Origin of the sequence: Arthrobacter sp. ZGTC212 (assembly GCF_002929255.1) — a bacterium.
Classification (GTDB): domain Bacteria; phylum Actinomycetota; class Actinomycetes; order Actinomycetales; family Micrococcaceae; genus Arthrobacter_B; species Arthrobacter_B sunyaminii.
In genome coordinates, this window is sequence record NZ_PJIJ01000001.1 from 1,067,024 (window position 1) to 1,085,297 (window position 18,274).

Sequence of the window (18,274 nt, forward strand, 5' to 3'; positions counted from 1 at the left end):
GCGGTGCCGGTCCTCCCCTTCTTTATGCCGGTTCCGGCAGCTACTTGGCCGGAGCCGGAGCCTCAATGCCTTCGGGCTCGATGGTGTCCTCGATCTTCAGCACCTTGCCGGCACGCGCGCCCAGACGGCGTGAAAGACGCTGGGCGGCGAAGGTCAGCAGCCAGTTCAGGAGGATGAAGATCGCCGCGGTGACCAGCAGCGCCGGCAGGATGTTGCCTTCGCCGCTGGCCAGGCGGCGCGCGTACTCAAGCAGTTCCGTGTAACCGATGAAGGTACCCAGCGCTGAGTCCTTCAGGATGACCACAAACTGGCTCAGCAGCGCCGGCAGCATGGCAACCAGGGCCTGCGGCATCTCGATGCTGCGCAGCGACTGGCCCGGGGTCAGCCCGATGGCCAGGCCTGCCTCGCGCTGGCCCTTCGGCAGGCCAAAGACACCGGAGCGTACCAGCTCGGCGATGACCGAACCGTTGTACAGGGTCAGGGCAATCACCACGGCCCAAAACGGAACCTGTGCCGAGTCCACCGGGGTGGACTTGGAGAGGAACTGGTAGAAAAACACCATCATCAGCAGCACGGGAACCGCTCGGAAGAATTCCACCACGATGCCGCAGACCCACCTGATGGGTTTGAAGGGTGAAAGCCGGCCGATACCGAAGAGCAGACCGAAAGCGATGGACGCCACCACTGCTACGGCGGCAGCCTTCAGGGTGGAGAGCAGGCCGGGCAGGAGATAGTACTGCCAGGTGCTCCATTCCAGGAACGGCGTCCACTTGGCGGCCTCGAACTGGCCCTTCTCCGCCAGCCCGGAGACAGCGAACCAGAGCAGTGCCGCCACCAGCAGGACACCCAGGATGTTTGCAATTCGAATGTTGCGCCGGGCCTTGGGACCCGGGGCGTCAAACAGGACGTTCTGTGTCATCGTGCCACCGCCAGTTTCTTCGAAGCCCAGGTGGTAAGCAGGCCGATGGGGATAACGATGATGACGTAGCCAATGGCAAAGGTCAGGAAGATCTGTGTCATCAGGTTGGGATAGAACTCGATCATGGTCTTCATCGTGCTGGAGGTTTCCACGGCAACACCGGCTGTGGCGGCGACGGTGGTGTTTTTCACCAGGGCGATCAGCACGTTGCCGATCGGTGCGATGGCGCCGCGGAAGGCCTGCGGCATGATGATGATCCGCGCCGCCGCAAAGAACCCCAGACCGATGGCACGGGCAGCTTCAGCCTGTCCCAGCGGAACGGTATTGACGCCGCTGCGGATGGCTTCACAGAAGAAGGCTGCGTGGTACACGGTGAGGGACAGTACTGCCAGGCGGAAGAAGTTGGTGTTGAAGTCCGAAGACAGGCTGACGTTCAGCTGTGACCAGAGAGCCAGTGAACCGAACACCATGATGATGGTCAGCGGAGTGTTCCGGAAGATATTCACGTAGGCGGCACCGAACCACTGCAGGCTGGGGATCGGCGAGATCCGCATCAGCGCCAGGACGGTACCGAGTATCAGCGACCAGAGAGCCGCCCAGAACGCCAGCTGGATATTGACCCAGAAAGCGCCGACGACGTCGTACTGCTCGAAGAGGGCAGTAAAACCCTCCATGTTTCACCTCTTTATGGTGGACGAAGCCCGGGCCGGGAGAGCGCAATGCCCTCCCGGCCGCGGGGTGGAACGGGACGGTGCCTCAGGCGCCGGGGGTACCGGTTAGGCGCAGGCGTCGGTCTCCGGCGGGTTCAGCTCGGCCTTGTAGGTGTAGTCGACGCCCTCGGTGTTCTTCTTGATGGCTTCTTCCCAGGCACCCTCTTCGACCATCTTGGTGATCGCGGTGTTGATGTCCTCGCACTTGACGAGTCCGTCTTCCTTCGGAAGGCCCACACCGTAGCGCTCCTCCGAGAAGGTGTTGCCGATGACCTTGAACTTGCCCTTGTTGGCGTCCGTGGACGCCAGGCCGGCGAGGATGATGTCGTCAGTGGTGACGGCGTCAATGGAGCCGCCCTGCATGGCGGTCACGCACTCGGCGTAGCTGGGCTGCTCCAGCAGGTTCACGCCGGCGGCGTAGTTGTCCTTGATCTTCTGGGCGGAGGTGGAGCTGGAGACTGAGCACAGGTTCTTGCCGTCGAGCTCGTCGGGGCCGCCGATTTCACTGTCGGTGGGAACCAGCAGGTCCTGGCCGGCAACGAAGTAGGGGCCGGCGAAGGCAATCTTTTCCTTGCGGGTATCCGTGATGGAGTAGCTCGCCAGGATCATGTCCACCTGGTCATTTTCGAGCATGTTTTCGCGCTGCGGGGAGGGCGTGGAGATGAACTCAATCCGGTCCTCGGGGTAGCCGAGCTCATTGGCCACGTACTTGGCGACGTCAACGTCGAAGCCCGTGTACTCGTTACCGTCCTTGAAACCGACGCCGGGCTGGTCGAACTTGATGCCGATGCGGATCTTCTCGCCGGCACCTTCGGTGCTGCCGGAATCCGAGCCGGAATCTCCGCCGCAGGCGGACAGGGTCAGGGCAGCCACGGCAGCCATGGCTGCTGCGGCGTAACGGGTCTTGCGCATGATTTCTCCTTGCATTGCGGTGCTCCGGTGGACGGGGCACCTAGCCTCATAAGGATTTCCCCCAACTGGTGAAATCCCGGTACTGCGGTACTGCCGGTACTGCTGTGGACGGTCTAGTGCGAAAGGATCTTGCCGAGGAAGTCCTTGGCCCGGTCGCTCTTCGGGTTGGTGAAGAACTCTTCGGGGGTGGCTTCTTCGACAATCTGTCCGTCAGCCATGAAGATGACGCGGTCAGCGGCCTTGCGGGCGAATCCCATTTCGTGGGTTACCACGATCATGGTCATGCCCTCCTTGGCCAGGCTGACCATGGTGTCCAGCACCTCGTTGATCATTTCGGGATCGAGGGCCGAGGTGGGCTCGTCAAAGAGCATGACCTTGGGCTTCATGGCCAGGGCCCGGGCAATGGCCACGCGCTGCTGCTGGCCGCCGGAAAGCTGCGCCGGCAGCTTATTGGCCTGGTTGGCAACGCCAACCCGCTCCAGCAGTTCCATGGAGAGTGCCTTTGCCTCGGCACTCTTCATGCCTTTGACCTTGACCGGGCCAAGGGACACGTTGTCGAGGATTGTCTTGTGGGCAAACAGGTTGAAGGACTGGAACACCATGCCGACGTCGGCGCGGAGTTTTGCCAGTGCCTTTCCTTCGGCCGGCAGCACCTTGCCGTCGATGGCAATCTCGCCGTCGTCAATCGTCTCCAGCCGGTTGATGGCACGGCAGAGCGTCGATTTTCCGGAACCGGAGGGGCCGATCACTACGACCACTTCGCCGCGGGCCACATTGAGATTGATGTTCTGCAGAACATGCAGGTCGCCAAAGTGTTTGTTGACGTTCTTGAGTGAGACAAGAGGTGCGGCGGAATCAGGCGTTGCGCCTTCGGTTGTGTCACGGGTCATAAGAAGAAGATAGCCAACGATTGTGTCCGGAATGTGTCAGAGTCCACAAAACGCCGATAATCGTGACGCAAGAGCAACCAAACGTACCGGGGGAGTCCTGTGAGGCCCGGAACACACATGTGGCTACCCTTGAATCATGGAATTCAGCGACAACAGCTCCCGGGGCCGGGATATCAGCCCCCGCAAACGCGGACCGGTGGAACTGCGCAGGGCGCAGGCCCGTGCGCCGCAGTCGGACCAGTACCTGCTTGACTCTTCGGACCATACGCACTTCACGCACACTGATCCGTGGCGGGTGCTGCGCATCCAGAGCGAATTTGTGGAGGGATTCGGCAGCCTTTCGGAGCTTGGGCCGGCTGTCAGCGTCTTTGGTTCCGCCCGCAGCATGCCGGGGTCTGCCTATTACAAGCTCGGCGAGGAAGTGGGGCGGCTGCTCGCGGCAGAGGGGCTGGCCGTCATCACGGGCGGCGGCCCGGGGTCGATGGAGGCGGCGAACAAGGGCGCGGTCGAGGCGGACGGCCTGTCTGTTGGCCTGGGCATTGAACTTCCCTTCGAAACCGGTCTGAACGACTGGGTGGATCTGGGAATCAACTTCCGGTATTTCTTCGTGCGGAAGACCATGTTCGTAAAGTACGCGCAGGGGTTCATCGTCCTGCCGGGCGGCTTCGGAACCATGGACGAGCTCTTCGAAGCCATGACGCTGGTCCAGACGCAGAAGGTGACGTCCTTTCCGATTGTCCTGATCGGCACGGACTTCTGGGGTCCCCTGATGGACTGGGTCAAGGGCACGCTGCTGGCCGAGGGGATGATCTCCGAGAAGGACCTCGCCCTGATCCATATCGTGGATGATCCGGCGGAAGCCGTGGAACTGATGATTACCGACAGCGCCGGGCACGTCTCGCCCTAACGCACCGGCTTCCGGTGGGGGGAGCACGGGGTGCTCTCTGGCACGATGGTCCTGTGACAACCTTCCTAATTATCGTGGCCGTTCTCGCAGCAGGTGCAGTGGCGCTTGCCGCTACCGGGCTTCCGCCTTTCCGCAGACCCGGGACGGCGTCCGGGGAGCCCGCATCGGCGGGGGATCCCGGCTTGGCGGAACCGGATCCAAGGCTGCCTCCGGTCCTCCTGCCGGAGGACGTGCAGCCCGCTGACCTTGGGCGGCTGAGGTTTTCGGTGGCGTTCCGGGGTTACCGGATGGACCAGGTGGACGCTGTCCTGGCGCGGCTGGAAGAGGTGCTGGCGGAAAGAGATGCCGCTCTGGCTGCCGTGCAGGCTCCTGGAAGGGTTCCGCCGCGGCCGGGGAACGATGCGCGGCAGGATCCGGGGATGCCGTCATGAGCACTGTGGCAGGTTCCGACGGGCTTTTGCGCTGCCCCTGGGCAGTCAGCAGCCCCGATTATCAGCAGTACCACGACGAGGAATGGGGCCGCCCGGTTACCGGCGAGGCAGCCCTTTTTGAACGCCTGAGCCTGGAGGCCTTCCAAGCGGGATTGAGCTGGATCACGATCCTGCGTAAGCGGCCAGCGTTCCGCCGTGCCTTTGCAGGCTTCGATCCTGCGGCCGTGGCCCGGTTTACGGACGAGGACCGGAAACGGCTGATGAATGATGCGGGAATTGTCCGTAACCGGGCAAAGATCGACGCCGTCATCGCCAACGCCCGGGCACTCCTGGACCTGCCGGCAGGGGAGAGCCTGGAAAAGCTGCTTGAGGCACACCGCGCTGACCCGCAGCGCCCGGCACCACAGACTATTTCCGACGTTCCGGCTATCACGGAGGATTCCGCTGCGCTGGCAAAGGCCCTGAAAAAGCGCGGTTTCCGTTTCGTGGGACCCACCACTGCCTACGCGATGCTGCAGGCCACCGGGTATGTCAATGACCATCTGGCAAGCTGCTGGGTCCGCAATGGCGGATAGCGCGGCCCGGCAGGGGGACACCCGTCCGGCGTCGGCCGCCAACACCGCGCTGGTGCGTGCATCAGCGCGCCTGGCCGCGGCCTTCAGCCGCTGGCCCTGGTACATCAAGGTCCTGGCCGTCTGGGCGGCCGCGCGCTTGTTTTCGTTCACGGTGTTCGTTGCCGTAGCGGCGCAGCAGGGACTGAACCCGTGGGGATGGGAGGGAACGCCGTCGTACCTGCAGTTCATCGGAGCCTGGGACAGCGAGTGGTACCAGCGCATTTTCGCCGGCGGCTACCCGTCCGAAATTCCCCGTGATGAAACGGGCCGGGCGCAGGAGAACCAGTGGGCGTTCTACGCTCTCTTTCCGGGACTGGTCCGGGCGCTCGCAGCCCTCACCGGGCTGGGCTGGGAAGTCCTCGCACCCATAGTGGCCACCGCCGCCGGGTTCGGCGCCGCTCTGATGGTGTACCGGCTTTTCGCGCTGCGGGCCTCGTCCGGCACCGCCCTCTGGGGTGTGGTGTTTGTGGCGGTCAACCCGGTATCCCCGATCCTGCAGGTTCCCTATGCGGAGTCGCTGAACCTGCTGCTGTTGGCGGCATCGCTGTACCTGCTGATCACCCGCCGCTACCTGTCCGCAGTGCCGGTGGTTCTGGTGATGTGCCTGTCCCGGCCGGTGGGTGTCGCTTTTGCCCTGATGATGGGGATCCTGTTTGTGCGCCGCTGGATACTGCGCCGGAAGGAAGCCTTCCCGCCGGCCGAGGCATGGCGGATGGTGGTCTTGGGAATGGCCTCCGGAGCCGGCGCCCTCGCCTGGCCCGCACTGGCGTGGTGGTACACCGGGGAGGCGGGTGCCTACACGGACACGGAAACGGCCTGGCGGGGAGACACCCTGCTGGTCTTCAAACCGTGGTTTGTCGAGGCGGAGCGGCTCTTCGGTCCGGTCATGGGGCCGGTGGCACTGATCGCCCTGGTGGCTCTCACCGTCCTGTGCCTCAATTCCGAGCCTGTGCGCCGGCTCGGCGTGGAAATGCAGGTGTGGTGTGCCGCCTATGTGCTGTACCTGCTGGCCTTCCTGAATCCGCTGACCAGTACGTTCCGGTTACTGCTGCCGCTGTTCCCGCTGGGGCTGGCCCTGGCGTCCCTGAGCAGTTCCCGGGCCTACCGGACCACGGTCGCAATGGCCTTTCTGGTGCTGCAGATTGTCTGGGTGGCGTGGCTCTGGCGCTGGACTCCGCTTCCGGGCGGAGGGGATTATCCCCCCTAGGATTGTGGCGCGGAACACAAGAAATTTCGTTTGGACGATGTTTGTGCGGAATAATGAAGGCAATTGCCGCCGGAGCAGGTTGTAGGCCGTGCGACAGAGGTTACATGTGTGACTGGGGGATCGCCCGCAGCGCACTGTGAAAGGGGAACTGGAACATGGCAGCGATGAAACCGCGTACGGGTGACGGACCCATGGAAATCACCAAGGAGGGGCGTAGCCTCATCCTGCGGGTGCCGATCGACGGCGGCGGACGGCTCGTCGTCGAACTCAATGCTGAGGAAGCCGGCAAGCTCAAGGATTGCCTGCTGGGCGCCACGAGCTAGGAAGCGAAACCAATGCAGCGACTCCCCAAAGGATCCTCACCGGCCACCTCCTCCGCGGGGGAGGCTCCGGGGACCGATTTGTCTGGCATTGCCATGACGGCGGTGACAGCGGTGGATCAGCTGCTGACCGGTGCCGGTGCCCCCACCGCCGGCACCGGGCTGCGGCCCGCCCCTGAGGAAGAAGTTGATGTCCTGGCCGTTGCCATGGCCGCCGCTCCTGATTCCTCGCCCCGAGAGGACTCCGAGGAGTCGCTGCATCCCACGCCGCAGCCCAGGCGGGGCGCTGTGGAAACAGCCCTCTGGTACGGCGTGGACGTCGCTGCCCGCGCGGCCGCGGCCGGCGTTACCGGCAAAGCCGGTGAAACACTGCTGGTGGAACCGCCGTCGGACAGGGCCGCTGACCTGCCGGCCAAACTGATTTTTGTAGGTGTCGGCGATGAGTCCGTCCAAAACCTGCGCCGTGCCGGAGCGGCACTGGCCCGAGCCACCAAAGGTGCGCGCCGGATACGCGCCGCGGTGGTTGACGGACTCGGTCCCGCCGCGCAGCAGGCCTTTCTTGAAGGCTTCCTGCTGGGCGGATACCAGGCGCCCCGCCAGGGAAAAACGCCAGCCGGCCCTGCCATGGCCCGCGCCATGGAAGTCACCGGGCTGGATTCAGATGCGCAGCGCCAGGCACAGATCACCGCCCGGGCTGTGTGGCTGGCCAGGGATCTCACCAACCTTCCGCCCGACGTCGCAACCCCCGCCTGGATGGCGGCACAAAGCCGTGCCGTTGCGAAGCGTGCCGGCCTGGAGATCACTGTCCTGGAGGAGACCGAACTCCTGCGGCAGGGATTCGGCGGCCTGACTGCGGTTGGATCCGGTTCTGCGAATCCGCCGCGCCTGGTGCAGGTTACTTACCAGCCCTCCGCCGAGACCGCGGAACACGTTGTTTTGGTTGGCAAGGGGATCACTTTTGATTCCGGCGGCATCTCACTGAAGCCCCGTGACGCAATGATGTCCATGAAGATGGACATGGCCGGCGCCGCCGTGGTGCTGGCTGCTGTGGAGGCCGCTGCCGAACTGGAGCTGCCGCACCGTGTTACCGGCATCCTGGCCCTGGCGGAGAACGCCATCGGCGCTTCCGCTTACCGGCCCGGCGACGTTGTCACCACTTACGGCGGCACGACTGTGGAGATCGGGAACACGGACGCCGAGGGCAGGATGGTCCTCGCTGACGCGCTGGCCTATGCAGCCGCGGGCCTCGCCCCGGACGTTTTGGTGGATATTGCCACCCTGACGGGAGCTGCGGCCCTGGGTCTGGGCCAGCAGTACGGTGCAGTGTTCTCCAATACCGAGCTTCTGCTGGATGCACTGGAGGAAGCGGGGGAGGCTTCGGGGGACCGCGTCTGGCCGCTGCCCCTTGTCCATGAATATGACTACGCTCTTGACTCGGTGACAGCGGACGTGGCGCACGTGGCTCCGCCGGCGCTCAAGTTCGGTGCCGGGGCAATCGTGGCCGCACTGTTCCTCGAAAAGTTCGTTGACGGTGTTCCCTGGGCGCATCTGGACATTGCCGGGCCGATGAGCGCTCGTGCGGACAGGCATGAGATCGCCAAGGGTGCCACCGGATTCGGAGCCAGGCTGCTGATCAGTTTCCTTCAGAACCTGCCCGGCCTCCGGCCCTGACCGCCGCCGCTGGGGAGCCCCGGACCGCTAGCTGGTCTTGACCGCCAGCAGCAGGCCGTCACCGGTGGGCAGCAGTGACGACACAAGAGCGTCATTGTCCCGGATCGCTTTTCCGACTTTCCGCATGGTGTTGGTGGTCTCTTCGCGGATGGCCGGATCGGAGACTTTTCCGTGGTCCAGGGCGTCGTTGACCACCAGCAGTCCGCCGCGCTTGAGCAGACGGACGGCCTGCGTCACATAGAGCGGAAAAGACGGCTTGTCGGCGTCGATGAAAACCATGTCGTAGGCTCCGTCGGTGAGCCGCGGAAGGACCTCGGCGGCACGGCCCGAAATGGTGCGGGTCCGGTTGCCGGCCACGCCGGCTTCGCGGTAGGCCTCACGCGCCGCCCGAAGATGGTCGACGTCGGAATCAATGGTGGTCAAGACGGACTGGCGTCCCAGACCCCGCAGCAGGCAGACGCCGGAGACCCCGGCACCGGTGCCCACTTCCACCACAGTCTGGGCCTTGGACGCTGCGGCGAGAACCGTCAGGGCAGCGCCGACGCCGGTTGAGACGGGCGAGACTCCCAGTTCATAGGAGCGCTCCCGCGCGCGCAGCAGGACCTCGTCCTCGAAGGGCAGTCCCTCCGTGTAGGACCAGCTGGTCTGCTTGTCGGCGCTCATTCGTGTCACTTTCGTTTGTTGGGGAACCATGCTCAGTCAAGCTTAAGGCCCGGCGGCGGCCGGGTTGGCTTTGCGGGACGCGGGCCGCGGCAGCCGGTAAAACACCGCTCTTGTGTGCGCACGGCAAGAGTGCTAACAGCGAATTCCCAGACTGATGCGTCAACATAATTATGCAGGACGCTAACAAGGGCTTCGTTTGGCCGCGGGCCGGATGACATCACTTCACGGGAAGGAGGGCAGCCATGTCCACGACCTCAGCAACCGGCGGACCGGCTGACTCCGAGTGGGTGCGGCCCACCTGGGAAGAAGTAGTGCAGGCGCACTCAGCCAAAGTGTACCGGCTGGCCTACCGCCTGACCGGCAACCGGCACGACGCCGAAGACCTCACGCAAGAGGTGTTTGTCCGTGTCTTCCGCTCCCTGGAGAATTTCCAGCCCGGAACCCTGGACGGGTGGCTGCACCGCATCACCACAAATCTCTTCTTGGACCAGGCGCGGCGCAAGAGCCGCATTCGGTTTGACGGCATGACCGAAGAGGCTGAGAGCCGGCTCCCCAGCAACGGGCCCGGACCCGAGCGAAGCTTTGAGTTCAATAACCTCGACGTGGATATTGCCCGGGCGCTGGATGAACTTCCGCCCGACTTCAGGGCTGCCGTAGTCCTGTGCGACCTTGAGGGCCTGTCCTATGACGAAGTGGCCCGTGCCCTGGGCGTCAAGCTTGGAACGGTCCGCTCCCGGATTCACCGCGGCCGCACCATGCTGAAAGAGAAATTGGCGCACCGCGATCCCCAGGTCCGCCCCCAAACCGGACCGCGGCTCAAGCTGCCGCGCGTGGCAGGCGCCAACTGATTTCATGCGACACCCCAAACGCCTTTTGCAGGAATACCTGGACGGTCAGGCCAGCCCGGCCCGTGCCGCTGTACTGCAGGCACACCTTTCGCGGTGTGCCCGGTGTCGTTCCGAAGCGGCCAGGGAACGCCGGCAGCGGGCACGCCTGAACGCATTTGCGGTTCCTGAACCGGATCCGGTGCTGCGCGAACGCATCGAACGCACGGCACACCCCGCAGATGACGGGACACCGGCGGATTATGCACATGCTCCCGGACCAAGCCGGAACCGCCGACGACGCTTCGCAGCTGCCACAGGAGTGGTGGCTGCCGCCGTCGGGCTGGTCCTTTCCACCGCCTACCTGCTGGGAGGCTGGGTCCAGCCTCCGGTAACGCAGCAGGCGGCGCCGGGTCTGGCCGATGTGTGGAACGACGTAACCGGAGGAGGCCGGGATGACCAGCTGGCTCCTGAACAGCTCGCGGAACTGCGGTCCCGCGGGTGGGCCTGCCCGGAGCTCGCATCGGCGGGAATGGCCGTCGCAGGGGCCCGGGCTGCCCTGGTTGACGGGGAACCGGCGGTCATCATGACCCTGGAAGGCGAGGGGACCAGCGTGAACGTGTATGAGACCCACCCCGCTTCCTGGTCCGAAGAGACCGTGGTGGACGGCGTCAGCGGGAAACCGGTCACGGAGGAAGGTTTCATCCTGCAGGAAGAGCGTCCCGGACGCCCGCAGATATGGATTCATCCCCAGCGTCCCCATCGCGCTGTTGTGGCCTCGAAGCGGGTTACCTACACCGTGGAGGTGTCTTCGTCCGGGGACGTCCTGAACGAAGCTGTCAGCGAGATTTCCCTCACCGAGTCATCGAGGCTGGCGCTTCATGCCCGGGAGAAGGCCCATGGGGTATGGGACCGCATCAAGAGCGGTTTCACCATCATGACGGGCACCGGGGGACAGGATTGACCGGACCGCAGGAAAACCGTCCGTCCGGAACGGGAACTGGCCTGCGGTGCAGCATGAAAGGTAGTCTTCACAGGTGATCGGAATCAACGGCTATGAGCTGCTCGTCCTGGCGATCCTTGCCGTAGCGGTGCTGGGTCCCGAAAGGCTGCCGGAATACGCCTCCCAGCTTGCACGTTTGGTCCGTGAAGTGCGGCGGATGGCCACTGGTGCCCGGGAACAGCTCCGGGACGAGGTTGGCCCCGAAATTGACGAGGTTGACTGGCGCAAACTTGATCCGCGGCAGTATGACCCGCGCCGGATCATCAAGGAAGCACTTCTGGATGATTTCGAAGATGCCGTCAAGCCCGTCAGTGCGCGGCCCGCGCCTGCTGCACCGCAGGCAACCGCAGGTGCCCCCGGACGCGCCGCTGCACCCAGCGGAGCTCCGGCTGTGAAGCCGCTCATGCGGCTGCAGGACGGGGACCGGGCGCCCTTTGACACCGAAGCCACCTAAACACGCTGAGAAGCCAAAGCGGCGGAACAGGAACTCCTAGCGCGGTGTAACACCGAGCTTCAAGCCCGAGAGTCCCCGGGGACGCCTGGCCAGGGCACCGGCGATGCGGCGAAGCTCAGCGCCCGCCGAACCTTCCACCAGGGCTGATTCCGAGAGCACCACGGGTGCACCGGAATCGCCGCCGGTCCGCAGATCAACATCGAGCGGGATGCTTCCCAGCAGCGCAATGTCCTTGCCCAGTGCTTCGCTGAGCCGTTTGGCCACGATGTCTCCGCCGCCGGAGCCGAACAGCTCCATCCGTTCTCCGGTGGGCAGCTGCAGCCAGGACATGTTCTCAATAACGCCCGCCACGCTCTGACCGGTTTGGGAAGCCACTGTTCCCGCACGTTCGGCGACGTCCGCTGCGGCTGCCTGCGGGGTGGTCACCACCAAAATTTCCGACTGCGGCAGGAGCTGCGCCACAGAAATGGCAATGTCTCCGGTGCCCGGCGGCAGGTCCAGGAACAGGACATCAAGGTCGCCAAAGTACACGTCGGTCAGGAACTGCTCCAGAGCGCGGTGGAGCATGGGTCCGCGCCAGGCCACCGGAGCGTTGCCGGCAACGAACATGCCAATGGAAATCGTCTTGATGCCGTAGGCCACGGGCGGAAGGATCATTTCATCCACACGGGTGGGCGGCTGGGTGATGCCCAGCAGCCCGGGGATGGAGAAGCCGTGAACATCAGCGTCCACGATCCCCACGCGCAGTCCGGAGGCGGCCATGGCCGCGGCGAGGTTCACGGTGACACTGGATTTCCCCACCCCGCCTTTCCCGCTGGCCACCGCGTACACGCGGGTCAGGGAACCGGGCCGGTTGAACGGAATGTCCTTGGCTCCGCCGGGACCGCGCAGTTTTTCCTTAAGCGCTGTCCGCTGCTCCGCGGTCATTACGCCAAGGTCAACACGGACCCCGGTGATGCCCTCAACGCCGCCCAGGACGCGTTCGACGTCGGCGGTAATGGTTTCATGCAGGGGGCACCCGGAGATGGTGAGCAGGACGCCCACGGAGGCGACGCCGTCGTCGTCCACGGACACCCCGCTGACCATTCCCAGCTCAGTGATGGGGCGCCGGAGCTCCGGGTCAAGGACCGCGTCAAGCGCAGCCAGCGCACGGTCGGCTGTGTGTTGCAGTGGTGCCACGCTCTAGTTTTCCCTCCCGCCCGGATTGAGTTTGGGCATGTGTTCCGTGGCCGCGGAAGATCCTGAGGAATCAGGACGACGGCGCTGGCTGCGCTTTGCGGGAGCGTCCTCGGATGATTCGCTGTTGTTGGCTTCGAGCAGTTCCTCGAGGAGGCTTCTTAGCTCCGACCGTACGTAGTCGCGGGTGGCGACTTCGCGCAGGGCGATCCGCAGCTCGGCGATCTCCCGGGTCAGGTACTCCGTGTCCATCAGGTTTCGCTCAGCGCGTTCGCGGTCCTGGCGGACCGACACACGGTCCCGGTCATCCTGGCGGTTCTGTGCCAGCAGGAGCAGCGGGGCGGCGTAGGAAGCCTGCAGCGAAAGCATGAGGGTCAGCAGCGTAAAGCCCAGGGCTATGTCGTCGAAGCGCAGGGGCTCCGGTCCCCAGGTGTTCCAAATCAACCAGACGGCACAGAACACCGTCATGTAGAGCAGGAACTGCGGGGTGCCCATGAAGCGGGCAAAGTTCTCGGTGGCGTGGCCGAAGGCGTCCGGGTTTGGAGACAAGCGCGGAAGCCAGCGTGCACGGGCGGTCCGGGGCGTATCCAGGCCGCTGGTCTGCGACTTTACTTTTTCAGCCATGGGTCCTTCCCTGCTTCACATCGGTTGGTGCGTCGTCGGAGGCACGCCAGTCGTCCGGAAGCAGGTGGTCCAGGACGTCATCCACGGTCACCGCCCCCACCAGACGGCCGGCGTCATTGACGACAGGCAATGAATTGAGGTTGTAGGTGGCGAGCATCCGGGACACTTCGCTGATGCTCGCGTAGTCCCGGACCGGCTCCAAGTCCGTATCAAGGATATTCCCCAGCGCCTCCGGGGGAGCCGAACGCAGCAGCTGCTGGATGTGCACCACACCGAGGTACCGTCCAGTGGGTGTTTCCAGCGGAGGGCGGCACACGTAAATCGAGGAAGCCAGGGCCGGGGTCAGCTCCTCGCGGCGCACATGGGCCAGCGCTTCGGCAACCGTAGCCTCCGGCGGCAGGATGACGGGAACCGGGGTCATCAGGGAACCGGCGGTGTCTTCCTCGTAGTTCAGCAGCCGCCGCACATCGCGGGCGTCCTCGGGTTCCATCAGCTGCAGGAGCTCTTCCTTCTGGTCCTCCGGAAGTTCGTTGAGCAGGTCAGCGGCGTCGTCGGGGTCCATTTCCTCCAGGACGTCGGCAGCGCGCTCCACATCCAGGGACTGCAGGATCTGGACCTGGTCGTCGTCAGGAAGTTCCTGCAGGACATCCGCAAGGCGCTCGTCCTGGAGTTCGCTGGCCACTTCAATCCGGCGCTTGCCGGTCATCTCATGCAGGGCATCGGCGAAGTCGGCAGCCTTCAGGTCATCATTCTGGGCCACGAAGGAGGTGGCGGCCTGGGGGCCGGAGGTGTCCCAGTGGATGATGTCCTTCCAGTCCACGATCATCTGTTCACCGCGCCTGCGCAGGGGGCGAAGGCGGGATTCCGGACCGCTGCGGCGGACGAAGAGGTTGGACACGTGCCAGTCGCCGGCACGGTTCTGCTCAATGGCAATGTCTTCAATGGTGGCTTCGCCGCTTCCGTCCCGCAGCGTGACCTTGCGGTCGAAGAGCTCTCCCACCACCAGCATCTCCGCGCCGCGCTGTTCGAAACGGCGCAGGTTGACCAGTCCGGTGCAGATGATCTGGCTTGGATCCATGGAGGTGATGCGGGTCAGCGGCACAAAGACGCGCTTCTTGCCCGGCACCTCCACCACAATGCCTACGGCCTGCGGAGGACGCCCGGGCCCGCGGTCCAGCACGACGGCGTCGCGAAGGCGGCCCAGACGGTCACCCAGGGGGTCGAATACGTCGAGGCCGAGCAGGCGTGCGATGAAGACGCGGGTAGGATTTTTGCTCACATTCTTAGGCTACGGGGTGCCCGGCGCTTCCGCCGTATCGGCGGCTCTGCCGCGGCACCGGCCGGGGAGGAATGCACGGCCGGTCCCGGCACCGCCGCGGGATGAAGTTCACTTCGAGCGATACGGCCCCCATGGGAGCGGTAAGTGGGACAGAATGGAGGGATGTCTACCCTTTTCGGTTCAAAGCCGCCACGTGATGAAGGCCGCGCCCTGCCCCAGGGCGAAACGGTGGGCCGCTACACCGCCTACCTGGATGCCCAGAAGGCGGTGGACTATCTGGCAGACAGCAAGTTTCCGGTGCAGATGGTCTCCATTATCGGCAGCGAACTGAAGTCGGTGGAACGGGTGACCGGCAGGTTGTCCTACCCCAGGGTTGCGCTGTCTTCGATGGCTACCGGTGCCTGGTTCGGGTTGTTCGTTGGACTGGCGCTGATGCTCTTTGCCGGCGGGGAAAGCTATGTTTCCCTGATCCCGTCCATGGCTCTTGGTGCAGTGTTCTGGCTGTTGTTCGGTGTGCTCGCCTACGCTCTCCAGCGGGGCCGGCGGGACTTCACCTCCACAAGCCAGGTCATTGCCACGAGTTACGACGTGATTGTGGCACCACAGGCAGCCAATGACGCCCGCCGCCTGCTGCAGCAGCTGCCGATGATCGGCCAGCACGGCCACCCCCAGCCTCCGCAGTACCGTCCGCCGTACACCGGCCCCCAGGGACCTCATGGGCAGCAGGGGCCGCCGCAGGGCGGGGCCGGAGCAGCTCCGGAGCGGCCGGCCGGATGGGCCAACCCGTACGGGGCGGCAACCGGCGGGCAGCCGAACCAGCCAACCCAGCCGGCGGACGCCGGGCAGGAAGGGCAGGCGCCGGGCAGAGAGCAGGCCCCCACCGGAACCGTCCCCCGGGGGCAGTTCCCGGATCTTCCCGACGGCCGTCCGCAGTACGGAGTGCGGCTTCCCTCCGCCCCGGCGGCAGCCCCGCCCGCTGCGACGCACAGCGGCGAAGAGAAGGAGCACGGCGAAGGAGAAGGCGGGGTTCCCCGCCAGCAGGCATAAAGACCAAACAGCGGAAGGCTCCGCACCCTTGGGTGCGGAGCCTTCCGCTGTTTAGTCGTCTGTCAGGACACCGTCAGTTACTCGGCGAGTCCGGCCATCCAGTCTTCCACATCTTCCGGATTGCGCGGCAGAGCGGCGCTGAGGTTCACCGGACCGTCGGCGGTGATGAGGATGTCATCCTCAATGCGCACACCGATGCCCCGGTATTCCTCGGGAACGGAAAGGTCCTCGTTCTTGAAGTACAGGCCCGGTTCGATGGTGAACACCATTCCCTCGGTGATGATGCCGTCCAGGTAAAGCTCTTTGCGGGCCTGGGCGCAGTCGTGAACGTCGAGACCGAGGTGGTGGCTGGTGCCGTGCGGCATCCACCGGCGGTGCTGCTGGCCGTTGTCCGAGAGGGCTTCCTCCAGGGAGACCGGCAGGAGGCCCCAGTCGGCCAGCCGCTCGGCCAGAACCTTGACGGCAGCCTGGTGCACGTCGCGGAACTTGGCGCCGGGCTTGGCGGCGGCAAAGCCTGCGTCGGCGGCATCGAGGACGGCCTGGTAGATCTTGCGCTGCACCTCAGAGTAGGTGCCGTTGACCGGAACGGTGCGCGTGATATCGGCGGTGTAGAGGCTGTCGGCTTCCACTCCGGCGTCGAGGAGCAGGAGCTCGCCGGCGTTGACGGTGCCGTTGTTGCGGATCCAGTGCAGCACGGTGGCGTTGTTGCCGGCCGCGGCAATGGTGTCGTAGCCGAGGTCATTGCCCTCTTCACGGGCACGGGAGAAGAATGCACCCTCCACTACGCGCTCCCCGCGAGGGTGGGCGATGGCGCGGGGGAGGGCCTTGACGACCTCGGTGAAGCCGTTGACCGTCGCCGCTACGGCGGCTTCCATCTGCTTCACTTCCCACGCGTCCTTGATCAAACGCAGTTCGGACAGAGCCTCGGTCAGCTCGCCGTCCAGGGCGTCAAGCGCGCTGAGGTCAACGTTTTCGGGATCCATGGCGGTGTTGTAGCGGACGGTGTCCACCAGCGCATCCACCATCTCATCGACTTTGCGCAGCAGGCGCACGGAGATGCCGCCGAACTGCGGATCGCCGACGTTGGAGGTGATGGCTGTTTCAGCCTCGTCCAGGTGGCGGGTGGGCAGGTCCAGCAGGGCGCTGACCTGTTCCAGGCCCAGCCGTGAGCCGATCCAGAACGCGCCGTAGCGGGCGTTGGAGTAGAACTCTTCGCTGTCCGTGCCGGCGAGCGGACGGAAGTAGAGGACGGCAGTGTGGTTGCCGCCGTCGTCGCCGGTTCCCGGTTCAACCGGCTCCATGATGAGGATGGCGTCGGGTTCCCGGTCCAGGCCAAGACCGGTCAGGTGCGCAAAGCCGGAGTGCGGGCGGAAACGGTAATCGGTGTCATTGGACCGGACCTTGAGCGGGCCGGCGGGGATCACGAGGCGCTCACCCGGGAATCGCTCGGACAGGGCACGACGGCGCTTGGCGGCGTAGGGGGCAACTTCTGCGCGCGCGGGAAGCTCGGCGTCGTCCTCGGCCCATCCTGTGGCCATGAAGGCCTTGTAGGCCTCATTGGACGGTTTCTGGGAGCGGTTGTTTACGCGGTCATCCAAGGGCTGCCCTTCGGACAACTCCCCGAGACCCGACGTGTCGGCGGTGGTCATTGGATTCGCATCAGTAGTCACCCCTCCATGGTCTCACTGTGCGGACGGGGCGGCCAAACATGCGCAGAAGCTTCCTGCGGCAGCGTGCAATCCCGCAAGGGCCTGAAGCAAGTACATTGATGGGGTGAGAATCGACCTGCACACGCACTCCACAGTCTCCGACGGAACAGAGCCGCCGGCGGAGGTGATGCGTTCGGCGAAAGAGGCAGGGCTGGACGCGGTGGCCCTGACCGACCATGACTCCACCTCCGGGTGGACAGAGGCAATGCAGGCCGCCCGTGAGGAGGGCCTGATCCTGGTGCCCGGGATGGAAGTCTCCTGCCGGAGCAGCGAAGGGATCAGCGTTCACGTGCTGTCCTACCTGCATGATCCGGCGAACCCGGAACTGTTGGCGGAAATCGCCAGGTCCAGGACCGCACGGGTGTCACGGGCGGAAATGATGGTCCAGCGGCTGGCGGAAGACTTCCCCATCGACTGGGACCTGGTACAGCGCCATGTTGCTCCGGGGGCGACCATCGGGCGGCCGCATATCGCTGATGCGCTCGTGGCCGCCGGAGTGGTGCCCAACCGCTCGGCTGCCTTCTCCGGCATCCTGACGGCACGCTCGCGCTACTTTGTGGCGCATTATGCGCCGGACCCGGCCCACGCCGTCGAGCTGATCCGCGCGGCCGGGGGAGTGCCCGTGTTTGCCCACCCGGTGGCGTCCTCCCGCGGACGGGTGGTGGGCGAAGAAACTTTCCGCGAAATGATCGACGCCGGGCTGCTGGGTGTGGAAGCGGATCACCGCGACAACCCGGAGGAAGGCCGGGCGTGGCTGCGCAGCCTGGCAGCGGAGCACTCGCTGCTGGTCACCGGATCCAGCGACTACCACGGGACCGGCAAACCCAACCTGCTCGGGGAGTTCACCACGGACCCGGAGGTGCTGGACAAGATAGAGTCCCTGGCAACCGGGACCGCCGTCGTCCGGCCGTAGG

At 64.9% G+C, this 18,274-nt stretch carries 20 protein-coding genes; 11 read left to right on the forward strand and 9 right to left on the reverse strand.

What is annotated here, in order from left to right; translation table 11 throughout:
- Positions 1 to 40: 40 nt before the first annotated feature.
- The 4 genes from CXQ89_RS05235 to CXQ89_RS05250 all read right to left on the reverse strand — a co-directional run bounded on the left by CXQ89_RS05235 (position 41) and on the right by CXQ89_RS05250 (position 3,431).
- Positions 41 to 919: an amino acid ABC transporter permease gene (locus tag CXQ89_RS05235; protein ID WP_104052627.1), complete on the reverse strand. Its 879-nt coding sequence runs from the start codon at positions 917 to 919 to the stop codon at positions 41 to 43.
- Positions 916 to 1,593 (reverse strand): amino acid ABC transporter permease, encoded by a 678-nt coding sequence (locus CXQ89_RS05240; RefSeq protein ID WP_104052626.1) that lies wholly within the window; start codon positions 1,591 to 1,593, stop codon positions 916 to 918. Before CXQ89_RS05240 ends, CXQ89_RS05235 begins: the two co-directional genes overlap by 4 nt.
- A gap of 102 nt (positions 1,594 to 1,695) precedes the next feature.
- The gene (locus CXQ89_RS05245; RefSeq protein WP_104052625.1) at positions 1,696 to 2,541 is read right to left on the reverse strand and encodes a glutamate ABC transporter substrate-binding protein; all 846 of its coding nucleotides are present in this window, start codon (positions 2,539 to 2,541) and stop codon (positions 1,696 to 1,698) included.
- A gap of 113 nt (positions 2,542 to 2,654) precedes the next feature.
- A complete protein-coding gene (locus CXQ89_RS05250; RefSeq protein WP_104052624.1) occupies positions 2,655 to 3,431 on the reverse strand; it encodes an amino acid ABC transporter ATP-binding protein in 777 nt (258 codons plus the stop codon).
- A 136-nt stretch (positions 3,432 to 3,567) separates the two neighbouring features.
- On the opposite strand from CXQ89_RS05250, the gene CXQ89_RS05255 reads away from it, so the two are divergent.
- From CXQ89_RS05255 to CXQ89_RS05280, 6 genes are all read left to right on the forward strand, one after another.
- Entirely contained in the window at positions 3,568 to 4,338 is a 771-nt protein-coding gene (locus CXQ89_RS05255; protein WP_104160491.1) for a TIGR00730 family Rossman fold protein, read from the forward strand.
- Between the two features lie 53 nt (positions 4,339 to 4,391).
- Positions 4,392 to 4,769 (forward strand): DivIVA domain-containing protein, encoded by a 378-nt coding sequence (locus CXQ89_RS05260; RefSeq protein ID WP_104160492.1) that lies wholly within the window; start codon positions 4,392 to 4,394, stop codon positions 4,767 to 4,769.
- A complete protein-coding gene (locus CXQ89_RS05265) occupies positions 4,766 to 5,344 on the forward strand; it encodes a DNA-3-methyladenine glycosylase I (protein WP_104160493.1) in 579 nt (192 codons plus the stop codon). Before CXQ89_RS05260 ends, CXQ89_RS05265 begins: the two co-directional genes overlap by 4 nt.
- On the forward strand, positions 5,334 to 6,590 hold the full coding sequence (locus CXQ89_RS05270) for a hypothetical protein (protein ID WP_104160494.1): 1,257 nt from the start codon (positions 5,334 to 5,336) through the stop codon (positions 6,588 to 6,590). The genes CXQ89_RS05265 and CXQ89_RS05270 overlap by 11 nt, the downstream gene beginning before the upstream one ends.
- A gap of 155 nt (positions 6,591 to 6,745) precedes the next feature.
- A complete protein-coding gene (locus CXQ89_RS05275; RefSeq protein ID WP_104052619.1) occupies positions 6,746 to 6,913 on the forward strand; it encodes a DUF3117 domain-containing protein in 168 nt (55 codons plus the stop codon).
- 12 nt (positions 6,914 to 6,925) lie between these two features.
- Positions 6,926 to 8,581 carry a M17 family metallopeptidase gene (locus CXQ89_RS05280; RefSeq protein ID WP_258059878.1) on the forward strand — a complete coding sequence of 552 codons (1,656 nt, stop codon included), beginning with the start codon at positions 6,926 to 6,928 and terminating at the stop codon, positions 8,579 to 8,581.
- 27 nt (positions 8,582 to 8,608) lie between these two features.
- Here CXQ89_RS05280 and CXQ89_RS05285 read toward each other — a convergent pair whose 3' ends face one another.
- On the reverse strand, positions 8,609 to 9,244 hold the full coding sequence (locus CXQ89_RS05285; RefSeq protein WP_104052618.1) for an O-methyltransferase: 636 nt from the start codon (positions 9,242 to 9,244) through the stop codon (positions 8,609 to 8,611).
- 242 nt (positions 9,245 to 9,486) lie between these two features.
- On the opposite strand from CXQ89_RS05285, the gene sigE reads away from it, so the two are divergent.
- From sigE to CXQ89_RS05300, 3 genes are all read left to right on the forward strand, one after another.
- Positions 9,487 to 10,092, forward strand: coding sequence for an RNA polymerase sigma factor SigE (gene sigE / locus CXQ89_RS05290; protein WP_104052617.1), 606 nt, complete (start codon positions 9,487 to 9,489; stop codon positions 10,090 to 10,092).
- 4 nt (positions 10,093 to 10,096) lie between these two features.
- Complete coding sequence (locus CXQ89_RS05295) at positions 10,097 to 11,032, forward strand: zf-HC2 domain-containing protein (RefSeq protein ID WP_104160495.1); 936 nt, start codon at positions 10,097 to 10,099, stop codon at positions 11,030 to 11,032.
- Between the two features lie 73 nt (positions 11,033 to 11,105).
- Positions 11,106 to 11,525: a Sec-independent protein translocase TatB gene (locus CXQ89_RS05300; protein WP_104160496.1), complete on the forward strand. Its 420-nt coding sequence runs from the start codon at positions 11,106 to 11,108 to the stop codon at positions 11,523 to 11,525.
- Between the two features lie 36 nt (positions 11,526 to 11,561).
- Here the strand turns inward: CXQ89_RS05300 and CXQ89_RS05305 are convergent, their stop codons facing one another.
- The 3 genes from CXQ89_RS05305 to CXQ89_RS05315 are packed head-to-tail and all read right to left on the reverse strand — an operon-like array spanning position 11,562 to position 14,604.
- On the reverse strand, positions 11,562 to 12,704 hold the full coding sequence (locus tag CXQ89_RS05305; RefSeq protein WP_258059879.1) for an Mrp/NBP35 family ATP-binding protein: 1,143 nt from the start codon (positions 12,702 to 12,704) through the stop codon (positions 11,562 to 11,564).
- Positions 12,705 to 12,707: 3 nt separating this feature from the next.
- Complete coding sequence (locus CXQ89_RS05310) at positions 12,708 to 13,325, reverse strand: DUF1003 domain-containing protein (protein WP_104052614.1); 618 nt, start codon at positions 13,323 to 13,325, stop codon at positions 12,708 to 12,710.
- On the reverse strand, positions 13,318 to 14,604 hold the full coding sequence (locus CXQ89_RS05315) for a magnesium transporter (protein ID WP_104052613.1): 1,287 nt from the start codon (positions 14,602 to 14,604) through the stop codon (positions 13,318 to 13,320). The genes CXQ89_RS05310 and CXQ89_RS05315 overlap by 8 nt, the downstream gene beginning before the upstream one ends.
- 162 nt (positions 14,605 to 14,766) lie before the next feature.
- Between CXQ89_RS05315 and CXQ89_RS05320 the strand changes: the two genes are divergently transcribed.
- Positions 14,767 to 15,651, forward strand: coding sequence for a general stress protein (locus tag CXQ89_RS05320; protein WP_104160497.1), 885 nt, complete (start codon positions 14,767 to 14,769; stop codon positions 15,649 to 15,651).
- A gap of 77 nt (positions 15,652 to 15,728) precedes the next feature.
- On the opposite strand, the gene CXQ89_RS05325 is transcribed toward CXQ89_RS05320, so the two are convergent.
- Positions 15,729 to 17,300 (reverse strand): aminopeptidase P family protein, encoded by a 1,572-nt coding sequence (locus CXQ89_RS05325; protein ID WP_104160498.1) that lies wholly within the window; start codon positions 17,298 to 17,300, stop codon positions 15,729 to 15,731.
- Between the two features lie 124 nt (positions 17,301 to 17,424).
- On the opposite strand from CXQ89_RS05325, the gene CXQ89_RS05330 reads away from it, so the two are divergent.
- Positions 17,425 to 18,273 carry a PHP domain-containing protein gene (locus tag CXQ89_RS05330; RefSeq protein ID WP_104160499.1) on the forward strand — a complete coding sequence of 283 codons (849 nt, stop codon included), beginning with the start codon at positions 17,425 to 17,427 and terminating at the stop codon, positions 18,271 to 18,273.
- Position 18,274 lies beyond the last annotated feature (1 nt).

Coding starts and splice junctions, on each gene's coding strand:
- CXQ89_RS05265 (WP_104160493.1), top strand. CDS start 4,766: ATGAGCACTGTGGCAGGTTCCGACGGGCTTTTGCGCTGCCCCTGGGCA.
- CXQ89_RS05270 (WP_104160494.1), top strand. CDS start 5,334: ATGGCGGATAGCGCGGCCCGGCAGGGGGACACCCGTCCGGCGTCGGCC.
- CXQ89_RS05250 (WP_104052624.1), bottom strand. CDS start 3,431: ATGACCCGTGACACAACCGAAGGCGCAACGCCTGATTCCGCCGCACCT.
- CXQ89_RS05240 (WP_104052626.1), bottom strand. CDS start 1,593: ATGGAGGGTTTTACTGCCCTCTTCGAGCAGTACGACGTCGTCGGCGCT.
- CXQ89_RS05280 (WP_258059878.1), top strand. CDS start 6,926: ATGCAGCGACTCCCCAAAGGATCCTCACCGGCCACCTCCTCCGCGGGG.
- CXQ89_RS05235 (WP_104052627.1), bottom strand. CDS start 919: ATGACACAGAACGTCCTGTTTGACGCCCCGGGTCCCAAGGCCCGGCGC.
- CXQ89_RS05320 (WP_104160497.1), top strand. CDS start 14,767: ATGTCTACCCTTTTCGGTTCAAAGCCGCCACGTGATGAAGGCCGCGCC.
- sigE (WP_104052617.1), top strand. CDS start 9,487: ATGTCCACGACCTCAGCAACCGGCGGACCGGCTGACTCCGAGTGGGTG.
- CXQ89_RS05275 (WP_104052619.1), top strand. CDS start 6,746: ATGGCAGCGATGAAACCGCGTACGGGTGACGGACCCATGGAAATCACC.
- CXQ89_RS05285 (WP_104052618.1), bottom strand. CDS start 9,244: ATGAGCGCCGACAAGCAGACCAGCTGGTCCTACACGGAGGGACTGCCC.
- CXQ89_RS05245 (WP_104052625.1), bottom strand. CDS start 2,541: ATGCGCAAGACCCGTTACGCCGCAGCAGCCATGGCTGCCGTGGCTGCC.
- CXQ89_RS05295 (WP_104160495.1), top strand. CDS start 10,097: ATGCGACACCCCAAACGCCTTTTGCAGGAATACCTGGACGGTCAGGCC.
- CXQ89_RS05310 (WP_104052614.1), bottom strand. CDS start 13,325: ATGGCTGAAAAAGTAAAGTCGCAGACCAGCGGCCTGGATACGCCCCGG.
- CXQ89_RS05255 (WP_104160491.1), top strand. CDS start 3,568: ATGGAATTCAGCGACAACAGCTCCCGGGGCCGGGATATCAGCCCCCGC.
- CXQ89_RS05325 (WP_104160498.1), bottom strand. CDS start 17,300: ATGACCACCGCCGACACGTCGGGTCTCGGGGAGTTGTCCGAAGGGCAG.